Annotated in this window: 7 protein-coding genes and 1 pseudogene; 4 read left to right on the top strand and 4 right to left on the bottom strand. The window is 66.8% G+C overall.

Annotation, left to right across the window (positions count from 1 at the left end; all coding sequences use genetic code 11):
• Positions 1–44: 44 nt before the first annotated feature.
• The 4 genes and pseudogenes from VFW45_01780 to VFW45_01765 all read left to right on the top strand — a co-directional run bounded on the left by VFW45_01780 (position 45) and on the right by VFW45_01765 (position 7,883).
• On the top strand, positions 45–5,480 hold the full coding sequence (locus VFW45_01780) for a hypothetical protein (GenBank protein ID HEU5179494.1): 5,436 nt from the start codon (positions 45–47) through the stop codon (positions 5,478–5,480).
• Positions 5,477–6,946, top strand: a complete 1,470-nt coding sequence (locus VFW45_01775) for a DNRLRE domain-containing protein (protein HEU5179493.1) — start codon at positions 5,477–5,479, stop codon at positions 6,944–6,946. The genes VFW45_01780 and VFW45_01775 overlap by 4 nt, the downstream gene beginning before the upstream one ends.
• Before the next feature lie 163 nt (positions 6,947–7,109).
• Positions 7,110–7,451, top strand: a complete 342-nt coding sequence (locus VFW45_01770; GenBank protein ID HEU5179492.1) for a hypothetical protein — start codon at positions 7,110–7,112, stop codon at positions 7,449–7,451.
• Between the two features lie 12 nt (positions 7,452–7,463).
• Positions 7,464–7,883, top strand: a pseudogene (locus VFW45_01765) (DsbA family protein).
• 22 nt (positions 7,884–7,905) lie between these two features.
• On the opposite strand, the gene VFW45_01760 reads toward VFW45_01765, so the two are convergent.
• The 4 genes from VFW45_01760 to VFW45_01745 form a co-directional block, all read right to left on the bottom strand.
• Positions 7,906–9,009, bottom strand: a complete 1,104-nt coding sequence (locus tag VFW45_01760) for a cystathionine gamma-lyase (protein ID HEU5179491.1) — start codon at positions 9,007–9,009, stop codon at positions 7,906–7,908.
• Positions 9,010–9,233: 224 nt separating this feature from the next.
• Positions 9,234–10,547 carry a VWA domain-containing protein gene (locus VFW45_01755; GenBank protein ID HEU5179490.1) on the bottom strand — a complete coding sequence of 438 codons (1,314 nt, stop codon included), beginning with the start codon at positions 10,545–10,547 and terminating at the stop codon, positions 9,234–9,236.
• A 134-nt stretch (positions 10,548–10,681) separates the two neighbouring features.
• Positions 10,682–11,881, bottom strand: a complete 1,200-nt coding sequence (locus VFW45_01750) for a VWA domain-containing protein (GenBank protein HEU5179489.1) — start codon at positions 11,879–11,881, stop codon at positions 10,682–10,684.
• A gap of 321 nt (positions 11,882–12,202) precedes the next feature.
• Positions 12,203–12,880 (bottom strand): fibronectin type III domain-containing protein (locus VFW45_01745; GenBank protein ID HEU5179488.1); only part of this gene is annotated, 678 nt, incomplete at its 5' end.

Here is a 12,880-nt window from a genome sequence, read left to right as displayed (position 1 = left end):
GGGCGGCTGTTTTTTTTGCGCTGATCTCTATCCTTAGGGGGGGTGTGGGGGGGACGGCACTCGCCGCTCCCGCCGGGCAGATTCTGGTCAACCGCGCCGAAGCCTCGCACGACGTCGCCGGCGGGGCGAGCTTGACCACGGTGTCGAACACCGTTTCCACGCTGCTGCCGCCCGTCTCGGGAGTGGCCCTCACACCCGACGAGGCCGTGGTTTCCGGATTTGTATCGCCGGCCGCCGGCATCGTGCGGCTGTTCACGCTCACCAACCTCGCCAACCGCGACGACAGCTTCCGGATCACCGCCGCCGGAGTCACGGCTCCCGCGTCGCTGACCGCGATCTACTTCGACCTGAATGCCAGCGGTGTGCTGGATGCCGGCGACGCGCCGGTGACGATCGGTGCGACCTCGTCGCCGGTTCTCTCCCCCGGCGGCAGCCTCGGAGTGCTGGTGGTCTACTCCGCGATCGGTCTCGCCTCGGGCAGCCTCGTGAATGTCAGCCTCGCCTGCGAGAGCCTGCTATCCGGATCGGTGAACGGCCTCGCCACCGACGGCGCGGTGATCCGCGATCAGGTGGGAGGCGGCGCAATCTTCAGCGACCCGGCCGCTGCCGGCCAGCCGCCGCTGAAGACCGCCGATGGAGCGGCGCGCACGACCGCCGCCCGCGGCACCGAGGTGCAGTTCGAGATTGCCTTCGCCAACAGCGGGACGGCCACCGCCGCCAACGTGGTGCTGAGCGATCCGCTCCCCACCGGTCTGGCTTATGTGCCCGGCACCCTGGCTCTGGACGGAATCCCGTTGACCGATGGGGCCGATGCCGACGCCGGCGAGGCCTCGGCCGGCTCGATCACGGTCCGCTGGGCCTCGGTGGCCCCGGGGGAAACCCATCGCGTCGCCTTCCGCTGCCGCGTCGACATGGCACTGGCGCCGGGACTGCTCCTGGTCAACACCGCGACCCTGTCGGCCGACGGGCTCGCGGCGGTCGGCACGACGCGGGCGGAAGTCCTGGAAGATCCCTTCGGGGTCCTGTTCCAGGCCGGCTCGAATCTGCCGGTCCCGGGCACGGCGGTCAGGCTCTTCGCCGATGCTTCGGGAAGCGCCCCCTGTCCGATCCCGGTGCTGTCGGGCACCGGCGCCCCGCCCAACGTCGACAACCAGAATCCTTTCGCCTCGGATGCCTCGGGACGCTACACCTTTCTGCCCGACCCGACGCTGCTCGACTCGCCCGGCGAGACGCTGACCTGCTACCTCGTCACATCGCAATCGGGCTATCTCAACCGGCTGGTCCGCCTCGACGCCGTCGCATCCGCCGCCACCACCGCCTCGGCGCCGGTCTACACACTCACACTCACACCCCTTGATAATCTGCCGCTTGCTCCCCCCGGCGGCTTTTCGGCCGTTCCCGGGCCGGTGGTGCTCCCCGACGTTTCGGTGTTCGGATTCAACTTGCCGCTGTTCCCCGCCGGAACGCTCGCCCTGATCAAGACCGCCGACCGCAGCCACGCGCAGGTGGGCGAGGCGATCGGCTATCGGCTCCGGCTGTTCAACGCCGGTGCGGTTCCCCTCAATGCCGTGACCGTCACCGACCTGATTCCCGAGTTCACCGACCCGGTGGAAGGCGCAGCACGCCGGATCACTTCGGCAGGCGATGCTTCGATGCCGTTCTCCCAGTCGGGGCGGAATCTCACCTTCGATGCCGGCACGCTCGGACCCGGAGAGGCGGTCGAGATCGCCTATCGCCTGCGCATCGCCCCCGGGGCCCCCGCAGCGGCGGTGGAGAATCGCGCCATGGCCTCGGGCACGCAGCCCAACGGCGAAGTCATCACCGCAGGGCCGGCGCGCTCCGTCGTCTTCGTGCGCCAGGGAATCTTCTCGTTCCAGCAGTTCCTGATCGGCCGCGTCTACGAGGACTCCAACCAGGACGGCGAGTTCAATGGCGACGACCGGGGCATCCCGGGCGTGCGGGTCGTCCTGGACAACGGGATGACCTCCACGACCGATGAGAACGGGCTCTATAGTCTCCCCTCCGTGCCCGAAGAAGCGCGGATGATCGGCCTCGACCCGGTCAGCTACCCCCCCGGCTACTGCCCGGTCGACGAAGAGCATCGCTCGCAGCACGGAGCCAGCCGGCTGCTGCGCACGCCGCTGGGAGGCGGCACGCTCCTGAAGCAGAATTTCATCCTGGCGAAGAGCGACGCCTGCGCGCCACCGCCACGCAACGAGCCGACCCCTCCGGCGGCCGATGTCACCCAAGCTGAGTCCGTGGCGACGGACACCGCGCCTCTCGATCCGCAGCGCCCCATTCGCCCGGATGAAGAGAGCCTCCATCCCCAGGAGCATGCAGCTCCCGGGACCTATGTCTCCGAGCAGGTGGAAGTTCTGCCGCCGGTCCGCGAGGGGGCGGTGCGAGTCCTGGAGCCGCCGGACGGATCGGTCGCCACCAGCGGCGGCTTGAGCCTCAAGGTCCGCACCCACCGGCTCGGAAGCGTGCGGGTATCGGTGAACGATCGCATCGTCTCCGACGAGTTCCTGGCGCAGAAGGAGCTCGACGACCGCAATCAGCTGGCGACTTTTCAGTTCAGCAGCGTGCCGCTGCTGCCCGGCCCGAACCAGGTGAGGGTCGATGCCCTCTTCGCCGACGGCGACGCGGGCGAGCATGTCGAGCTGACGGTGTTCGGGCGAGGCGCCGCCACGGCGCTGGTGATCACGCCGGCGCGGGACACGCTGCCGGCCGACGGCCGATCTTCGGCGGAGGTGGTCGTCACGCTCGTGGATGATTGGGGCAATCCGGCGCAGGACGCGCGCGTGCGGCTGCAGACCAGCGCCGGCACCTTCCACCTCGAGGGCTCTACCGGGATCGATCGCGACGTGGCGCTGATGACACGCGACGGCCGCGCTTCCGCCGTACTGGTCGCGCCGCCGGCGACCGGCCGGGCGGAGCTGTCGGCGCTCAGCGGCGAGCTGGCGGGACAATCGGGAGTGACCTTCCTTCCGGCGCCGCATCCGCCGCTCCTGGTCGGCGTCGCGGAAGGCACCGTTACCGCGTCACACGAGGAGGAAGCACCCGGCAAGGACCCGGCCACACCGGAGCAAGGGACCCACGGACGCGTGGCGTTTTTCTACAAGGGGCCGGCCTTCCCCGGGACGCTCCTGACCACCGCGTACGATTCCGACCAGAGGCTGAACCGCACCACCGACACCAACCGGCTGTTCGACCTCGACCCGCTGCTCGAGACCTACCCGGTCATGGGCGACAGCTCCTTCCGGTACCAGGAGACGCTCTCCAACAGCCGCGCCTACCTGAAGCTGGAGAAGGAGCGCTCCTTCCTGATGTACGGCGACTTCCAGCCCGACATGGACGACGGGAAGCTGGCCGGGTACAGCCGCAAGCTGACGGGGACCCTCCTCAACCTGGAGAACGAGACGGGAGATCGCCTCTCTCTGGCGATCGCGCGTCCCGACAATGCCTTCGCGCGCGAGCTGATCCCGGGCGCGGGGATCAGCGGCCTGTACCGCCTGCAGCACTCCCCCATCCTGCCCGGCTCGGAAACGGTCGCGGTGGAAATCCACGACCGGCGCAATCCGGAAGAGGTCCTGGCCCGCCAGATCCTGCTGCGCGGCATCGACTACGACCTGGATCCTCTCGCCGGAACGCTGCTGTTCAAGCGCCCCATCGATGCTTTCGCGGGAAGCGAGTTCGATCTGGTGGAAGTGGTGGTGATCTACGAGTTCCAGACGCTCGGCTTCGAGAGCATGAGCTGGACCGGGCGAGGGCAGAAGGGCTTCGCGCATGGCGCGACGCGGCTGGGATTCTCCGCCATCGGCGAGGATCAGGACGGAGGCGATGACTTCCGCCTGTTCGCGGCCGATCTCACGCAGCGGCTCCCGGGTGCCGGACGCCTCGACGTCGAGCTCGCCCGGAGCGACGGGGTGCCGCTCAACCTCGGGAACTCGACCGCCGGCATCGGAAGCTCCGGAGCGGGGCTGGCGGCGCGCCTTGAGCTGAGCGAGAGGATCGAGGCGATTCGCGGCGGCGTGCGCCTGAGCTACTCGGATGTCGACGAGGACTTCGTGAATCCCTACGGCTCGACGGTGACCCCCGGCAGCCGGCGCATCACGCTGGCCACCGATTCGGGCCTCGCCGAGCGCGTGCGCCTCGGCGTCGCGCTGCAGGACGAGGAAAACCAGACCGCCACGGTGGACAATTCCCGCACCACGGCGGCCGTCAAGGTCACCGGCACCGTCAGCGATCAGCTCAGCCTGCTCGGCGGGTTGGACCATCGCGATTTCAAGGACGACATCTCGGACGAGCGCTCGCAGTCGAACCTCCTCTCCGCCGGAGTGACCTACACGCCGGTGCCCAAGTGGAAGCTCGCGGTGCGGCGCGAGCAGAACCTGACCTCGGAGAGCGACCCGTCCTATCCCAACAGCACGTTCCTCACCGCTTCCTACCAGCAGAACCTGGATCTGCGCTACTTCCTGAAGTTCCGCGACAGCAGCGCCCCGATTGCCGCCATCGCCGATCTGAGCGTGACGGGGCTGAACCCGCCGCGCAGCAAGACCGAGATGCAGCTGGGGGCCGAATCACGCCTGGGAAGCTACTCGACGCTCACCTCGCGCTACCAGATCAACTCCGGCATCGAGGGAACCGACAGCTTTGCGGTGCTGGGGCTGTCCAGCCGCTTCCCGGTGAGCGACACCCTTTCCGTCGACGCGCGCGGTGAGGCGGGATTCCATGCCGCCGGACCCGGGGAGTCGTTCCAGAGCATCAGCACCGGCGTGTCGTGGCTGCCGGTCGAGGATTTCCGGGCGACGCTGCGCTACGAGCTGCGCAACATGGACGGGCTGGGTCAGACGCTGGCCGGAGGCGCGGTCGGCAAGCCGACCGACGATCTGACCTTGCTCGCCCGCGTCGAGGTGAGCGATGCGAGCCAGAACGGGCAGGACACCACCCTGGTGGACATTCTGACCGGAGCGGCGGTACGTCCTCTCGCGCGCGACGATTTCGGGCTGCTGTTCGCCTGGCGGCACCGGGACCAGCGCCAGGGCAGCCAGGGGCCCGGCAACCAGGTGCGTGTCCTGACCGACACGCTGTCCACCGACGCCGTCTTCCAGCTTACCCCCAAGGTCCGCTTCTTCGGACGCGGGGCGCTCACCTACAGCCATGACGAGCCGCTCGGGCTGCCGATTGTCGCCACGACGACGACGCTGGCGCAGGCGCGGCTCGAGTACCGCTTCCGCAAATACTTCGATCTGGCGGGCGAGGGGCGCAACGTGATGCTCTGGCAGGAATCGCTGCACCGCAACAGCTTCTCCCTGGAATTCGGAGTCTGGGCGCTGGACCAGCTGCGCGTCGGCTTCGGCTACGGCATCACCCAGTCGCGCGCGCTCGAAGGGACCGACGAGTCGCTCCAGGACGGCTTCTACGTGAACTTCGCCGCCAAGGCCGACGCCATCCTGGATCTCTTCCGGAGGAAGCCGTGAAGCGGGCCGCCCTGTTCCTGGCTATCACCGTGCTGGCGGGCGTCGCGCCGCTTTTCGCCCAGACCACCGTCGTCCTGCAGGGCGATCCGCTGGCGGGAGAGGACACGCACCTGGCGCAGGCCTCCTCGGTGCAGAACTTCGGCGCGGTGACACCCATGCTGACCAACTCGCAGACCAACGGACAAAGCCGCCTGCTCCTGCGCTTCGATCTCTCGGGCATTCCGAGCGGCGCCACCATCCAGTCGGCGGTCCTGGAGCTGTTCTACCAGTCGACCCGCGTCTCCACCAGCGAGCCTTTGCGGCTGCATCGTGTCACCCGATCCTGGACCGAGATGGGCGCCACGTGGCGGACCTACGACACGATCAACAACTGGACCTCCCAGGGAGGAGACTTCGACGCCGCGATTGTCGCCTCCGCCACGCTGGACGGCACGGTCAACGTCTGGAAGTCGTGGACGGTGACCTCTCTGGTGCAGTCCTGGACCCAGGGAACGCTCGCGAACTACGGCATGCTCCTGGAATCGCCGTCGCTGAGCGGCAACAACGAACGGCGGTTCGTGAGCAGCGAGAGCACCACGGCCAGCCAGAGGCCGAAGCTGACGATCACCTATGTGGCTTCGGACCTCTCGACGAGCACGAAGGCGGTGAGCAGCTCCACCGCCGTGGCCGGGCAAGTCCTGACCTACACCGTGGTGGTGCAGAACATCGGGAACATTCCCGCGACCTCGGTGGTGGTCGTCGACACCGTCGACACGACGAAGCTGACCAGCATCACTCCCGGCCAGGGGGGCGTGCTTTCCGCCGGCACGATCACCTGGAATTCGACGACCACGCCGGCGCTCGCCTCGGTGGCTCCCGCTCCCGGCGGCAATGTGACCTTGTCCTTCACCGCACGCGTCATCACGCCCGCCACCGACGGCACGGTGATCTCCAACCAGGCGATTCTTTCCAGCGCCACCCAGACGAATCTGCCTTCGGACGACCCGGCCACCGCGGCGGTCGATGATGCGACCCTGGTGACCATCCGCGAGCCGATCGGCAACCTCTACAAGCGCATCCTGGAGAAAAATGGCGTGGCACTGCCCAACGACCCGTCGAACCCGCCCGGCGTCTCCGGAGCGCTGACCACCGCCGTGGTCCCGGGCGACTTCCTCACCTACGCGCTGTTCTTCACCAACGCCGGATCGCGCGACGCATCGTCCTTCGTGGTGCGCGACGGTGTCCCCTCCTGGACCGATTTCGTCCCCGATGGGTTCGCCTCCGGGCGGGGCATCCGTCTGATCCTCGGCGGCATTCCCACCGATCTCACCAATGCCGCCGATGCCGATGCTGGGTCGTTCGATGCCGCCGCGACCTCCAATCCGGACGATCCGGGCATCACGGTCCACGGGCTGGTCACTGTGAACGCCGGCACCCTTGCCGCCGGCGCTTCCGGCTCGATCCGCTTCAAGGCGCGTGTCAGATAGGACTCCGGCGAGCCGACGATCCCGGGCAACCCGGAAGATCCGGGTGGAAAGAGCGGAAACTTTGCGAGGAGTCTTTCGTGGAAGGGATTGACCGAAGCGAAGCAGCCTGCTACGTTAGCTTTCGCTTCCTTATCGGTTGCACGCTTGGTACTTCGAGGAGATGATGCCGCAGAACAAGCCTTCGCCCTCCACCGCCTCCGGACCACCTCCCGTATCGTTTCAAGGCCTGATCTCCGCCCTGATCATCGCCGCGGCCGTGCTCGGCGGCGCGCTCATCATTCGATCCGCGCTGCAGAAAACCACGGACCAGGTGAGCGAGATGCGGCTGGCTTTGAACGACACGAAGCAGGCTCTGGTGGCGGCCGCCCAGGCCCGCCCGGCAGCCCAGAGGGCGCCCTCAGGTCCCGACCCGAACCGGCGCTACACGGTCAACACCGCCGGCGCGCCCGCGAAAGGTCCCGGCTCGGCGCAGGTCAAGATCGTCGAGTTCTCCGACTTTCAGTGACCCTTCTGCTCCAGGGTCGGTCCGACCCTCCGGCAAATCGAGCAGACCTACGGCAACAAGGTCCAGATCGTCTGGAAGCACATGCCCTTGAGCATGCATCCGAAGGCCCCGGCAGCCCATGCCGCCTCCGAGGCGGCACACCGCCAGGGGAAGTTCTGGGAGATGCACGACCTGATCTTCGCCAACCAGCAGGTCATGGCCCCCGAGAAGTATCTCGAGTATGCGCAGCAGATCGGCCTGAACATGGACCGGTTCAAGAAGGACATCGACTCCGCGGATGTCAAGAAGCGCATCGACGATGACGCTCGTGACGCCGCCTCGATCGGAATCACCGGAACGCCGGGCTTCCTCATCAACGGCAAGTACGTCTCCGGCGCCAAGCCGTTCGAGGAGTTCAAGGCGCTCATCGACGCCGAGATCGGCGCTTCCTAGAGAACCGGCACCGTCCTCCTGCTCAGGCTTCCTTCAGTGCCTCGTCGAGATCGCTCAGGATATCCTCCGCGTGCTCGCATCCGGCGCTCAGCCGGATGAATCCTTCCGGCACCTTGTCCCCGCCCCACCGGGCGCGGCGCTCGGCGGTGGTGTGCAGCCCTCCGAAGCTGGTGGATTGCAGGATCAGCCGGCAGCGTCCCAGGAACCTCTCCGCCGCTTTCGCCGAGTCCAGCTCGAACCTCACGATCGGACCGAAGCGGTTCATCTGCCGCGCCGCGATCCGGTGTGCCGGATCCTCGGGCAGGCCGGGGTAGCGGACGCCCTTCACTTCGGAACGGCCGGCCAGGAACCGCGCGATGGCCAGCGCGTTGGCAGTCATGCGCTCGAGCCTCATATCCAGAGTGCCCAGCGAGCGATGCGCCAGCCAGGTCTCCATGGGACCCGGAATCGCGCCGACCTGCGTGCGCCAGGTCCGCAGTCCCTCCGCCAGCTTCGCTTCGCGCACCGCCACATGTCCCAGGATCAAATCGCCGTGGCCGGTGAGCGCCTTGGTGTCCGAGGCGACTGAATAGTCGGCCCCGAGCGCCAGCGGGCGCTGCCCCAGAACGGTGGCCGTCGTGTTGTCCACCGCCACCAGCACGCCGCGCTCGTGGGCAGCCCGGGCCAGGGCGGCGAGGTCGCACACGTCGAGTCCCGGGTTGGTCGGACTCTCCAGCCACAGCAGCTTCGCGCCCTCCAGGCACTTCCCCTGGGCGTCGTCCGCCGTCTCCGCCATGCGCACCTGGACACCGATCCGCGCGAAGTAGCCCTCCGCCAGCCTGCGGGCGGTGTAGTAGCCGTCGGCGGGCAGGACCGCGACATCGCCGGGGTGCAGGACGGAGCCCATGACGGCGGCAGTGGCCGCCATCCCCGACGCAAAGGCGATCGCCTCCCCGCCCTCCAGCTCCCCCAGCGCCCGCTCGAAGGCGGTCCAGGTGGGGTTGTGGACCCGGCCGTAGTTGTAAGGGGCGCTGGCCGGATCTCCCGCGAGGTGATAAGGGCCGGCGAAGACCGGGCCGGGAAGGAACGGCTGACCCTGGGACGGCTCCGGCAATCCGGCGTGGATCACTCGTGTTGCGTCGTGCATGCTTCCCCTCTCCATGTTCTGGCGGCCGGGCTCCGGCGTCCGGCGGCAGTGATTGAATGCGCGAATGGACCAGGGGCCTCCGGACGCCACGCACCTCGAGAGGCCGTCTCTGTCGCTCTCGTAACCGATCAGGATTGGAGTGCCGGCTCGCGGAAGCCCCGTCGAACGGGCATCATCCTCAGGCCCGGCAGGAGTGTCAACACGTGGAAGGGATGATGGAGGTTCTACATCTTGGAGAGAAGCGATCGGGCGATGTCCTGGAGACGCGGGTCAAACTCCTGTTGAATGTATTCTTCGAGGAACGGCCGCGCCTGCCCGCCCGAAAGGACCGCCAGCGCGCGCAAGGCCGCTCCCCGCACCGGGAGCGTCTCCTGCCTGTCCCCAAGGACTCTCTTCAGATCCGGAATCGCTTCCTCGTCGCCGACGCACGCGAGCGAGCCGGCCGCCGCCTCCCGGACCTTCTCCTCCTTGTCGTGCAGGGCTCTGCGAAGCGCTTTCGAGGAGCGCGGATCGCTCTCGAAGCCGAGATCGTGGGCCGCGTCGATGCGCAGGCGGGCATCTACGTCCTTGATGTCCCACAGCAGCATGTCGAGCTGGGACCGGGGCGTGTAGAACCCGGACATCGTCTTGACCGTCACATCCGAGCGTGACAGCTGTACCCGGATGCTCCGTCTCTTCCCCTCTTTCACCTCCGGATTGATGTCGAATCCCAGGTGATATTGGCCGAGCAGCTCCTCACCCAGCTGCTTGAACAGGCGCTCCAGATCGCCGCCGGTATAGAGGAGCCGGCCTCCGGTCTCCTCCACGAACCGCTCGAACGGCGGGCGGCCGGAGACCATTCCCGGGCGGATCCCGTAGACCACGGTTTCTGTCCGCAGACACAGGCGAAGAAGGTCTTGAAGGTAGATGGACTGAAGGGCCTCTCGGTCGCGGTCGCCATTGTCCAGCCCGTCGCTGACCACCAGGATTGCCTTCCGACCCGGACGCTCCCTCAGGTCTTTGATGGTCTCCTCGATCGAGCGAAAAATGGCCGTGCCTTCCTTGGCCCTTCCGATGTTGCTCAGGGTCTGCTCCGGATCCGCCGGGTCGTGGGTGAAAGGCTGCAGGATCACCCGATCCTGATTGAACCTCGCGACCATGATCTCGTCGCTGGGACGCAGCGCGCCCAGCAGCGCTTCGGCAGCTTCGCGCACACGCTGAATCTGCTCGGTCATGCTCTCCGAGAGGTCGAGGAGAACGGCCACCGACAGCGGCCGGTCGATCCGCGTTCCTTCCACCCAGAAGTCTTGCAGCGTCATCTCGACCCCATCTTCGAAAAGATGGAAGTCCTCTCGGGTGAGCCCCTGCACCGGCCGGCCGGAGTAGCTGTCCATCACCGTGACCGTCAGTCCGACCCGGGTGCTGGCATCCTTCACGCGCTCCGCGGAGCAAGGGGAGGCGGCGGCGGACTCTTGCCCCGCCAAGGCGGTGCAGGATACGTCAGGGAACATGAGGAGGATGAGCAGGAGAAGGATCAGCGGCGAGATGCGGCGGGACATCTTTTGTACTTCCTCGAGAGGAGGGGCCCTTCTTTCTGGCCTCAATCTACCTCACGAACAGTGAGCCTGTCCATCCCTGAAGAAGCAACCTCCGTGAATGGGGCGGTAGAGCCCCCGCGGGCGCACCATCTCCCTTAGAGCGAGGAGAGAAGCGCGCGGGCCACTTCCTTCAGGCCAGGGTCGGTCTCGCCAAGAAGGTATTCTTCCAGGAACGGCCGCGCTTGCTCTCCCGACAGGACCGCCAGCGAGCGCAGCGCCGCTCCCCGCACCGCAGCCATCTCCTTGCGGTCCCCCAGGACTTTCTTCAGGTCCGGAATCGCTTCCTCCTCGCCGAGGCGCGCCAGCGCGCCGGCTGCCAGCTCCCGGACCTTCTCGTCCTTGTCGTGCAGCGCCTTGCGCAGCGCTTTCGACGAGCGCGGCTCGCTCACGAAGCCGAGAGCGTAGGCCGCATCAGCACGCAAACGCGCGTCTTCGTCTTTGATGTCCCTCAGCAGCGTCTCGAGCTGCGATCGAGGCGTGAAGAACCCGGACATCGTCTTGACCGTCAGGTCGGAACGTGACAGCTGCACCCGGATGCTCCGCCTCTTACCCTGCTTCACCTCGGGATCGATGTCGTATCCCAGGTGATACTGGCTCAACAGCTCCTCGCCCAATTGCTTGAAAAGGCGCTCCAGATCACCGCCCGTATAAAGGAGCCGGCCGCCGGTTTCCTCCACGAAGCGCTCGAAAGGCGGGCGGCCGTTGACCATTCCGGGGCGGATGCCGTAAACGACCGTTTCCGTCCTCAGGCAGAGACGCAGAAGATCCTGCAGGTAGATGGACTGAAGCGCCTCCGTGTCGCGGGCGATGTCATTGTCCCCACCGTCGGTGACCACCAGGATCACCTTCCGACCCGGCCGCGGACGCAGGTCCCTGAGGGTCAGGGCGATGGAGCGGAAGAGAGCCGTGCCTCCCTCGGCCTTTCCGATCTTGCTCAGGGTCCGCTCTGGATCTCCCGGATCGTGGGTGAAAGGCTGCAGCACGACCCGGTCCTGGTTGAACTTCGCCACCATGATCTCGTCGATCGGACGCAGCGCTCCCAGCAACGCCTCTGCGGCTTCACGCACGCGCTGAACCTGCTCGCTCATGCTCTCCGAGAGATCGAGGAGGACTGCCACCGACAGCGGCCGGTCGATCCGCTCTCCTTCGATCCAGAAGTCCTGAAGCGTCACCTCGGCCCCGTCTTCGAAGAGCTGGAAATCCTCTCGCGCCAGCCCCTGCACCGGCCGGCCGGAGCGGTCCATCACCGTGACCGTCAGCCCGACGCGGACGTAGGCACGGCCTTTGACCTTCACGCGTTCCTCGAAGCGAGGCAAAGCCGCGTCGGAGGAGCCTTTCGAGCTTGCGACGATGGTGGAGAGCGCGCTAGTGAAAAGTAGCAGGAGCATTGGGAGCGCGATGCGGCGGGACATCGTCATCCTTCCTCAGATGGGGAAGGCCACCTTCCTGGCCGCAATCTACCTCGCAAGCCGAAGCCCGTCCATGGTGGAAACAGACTCGTCCATCAATCGCGCGGTGCCACTGCCGCAGACAGCCGCTTTCCTGGGAAGCAGATGGATGAGACATCCCGGCGCCGCCGGACCGCAGAGATCTCACGGCGCCGGGAATCGCTCCGGCTAGAAGGCAGTCGCCGACGCTTCGTTGGAATAGCCGGAATTGCCTGCTTCGTCGTAGGCGCGCACCCGAAAATAGTAGGTCGAGCCGGCAGTCAGATTCATGCTTGTGTAGGACGTAACGTTCGGCCCATTCTGATGGAAGACTTCGGACCAGTTGCCGTTCGCTCCTTTCTTGCGCTCGATGGACCAGCCCACTTCGGCCTTCGAGAGATCCTGCCAGGAAATAGTGATCTTCCTCCCGGCGACCGCCACAGCGGTCAGCCCGGCCGGAGTGGCGGGAACCATGATCGTTCCCTTGAAAACACCGCTCCCTTCGGTCGCCGCCCATATCGTCAGAGTGCCGCCATCGGCCGAATAGTCGAGGATGGGAGTCTTCAGGCTGCCCAGACCGTTGTGATCCAGGTGGCTCCAGTTAGTGCCTCCGTCGACGCTCTTCCAGATGCCCGCTTCCTGAATGGGCACGACTGCGTTCTCCTGGGCGGAGGCCGCATAAAGGATGCTCGGATTCAGCGGGGAAACGGCGATCCCGGTCACGCTCGGCTCGTCCAGCAGCCGGCTCCAGGTCCAGGTGCACGTAGTGCAGCTACCGCTCGGGGAGCTGCACCCCGCAGCGGTTGCCTTGTAAAGGCCTCCCGGCGAAGTCAGGCTCCGGGTCGTTCCCACGTAGAGCTCGTTCGC

The organism is Candidatus Polarisedimenticolia bacterium (assembly GCA_035764505.1).
Classification (GTDB): domain Bacteria; phylum Acidobacteriota; class Polarisedimenticolia; order Gp22-AA2; family AA152; genus AA152.
The sequence above is the reverse complement of the archived record's forward strand: the minus strand, read 5'-3'. Positions and strand labels throughout refer to the sequence as shown.

What these genes read in the sequence shown, in the direction of transcription:
- VFW45_01770 (HEU5179492.1), top strand. Translation starts at nt 7,110, where the DNA reads ATGCCGCAGAACAAGCCTTCGCCCTCCACCGCCTCCGGACCACCTCCC.
- VFW45_01760 (HEU5179491.1), bottom strand. Translation starts at nt 9,009, where the DNA reads ATGCACGACGCAACACGAGTGATCCACGCCGGATTGCCGGAGCCGTCC.
- VFW45_01755 (HEU5179490.1), bottom strand. Translation starts at nt 10,547, where the DNA reads ATGTCCCGCCGCATCTCGCCGCTGATCCTTCTCCTGCTCATCCTCCTC.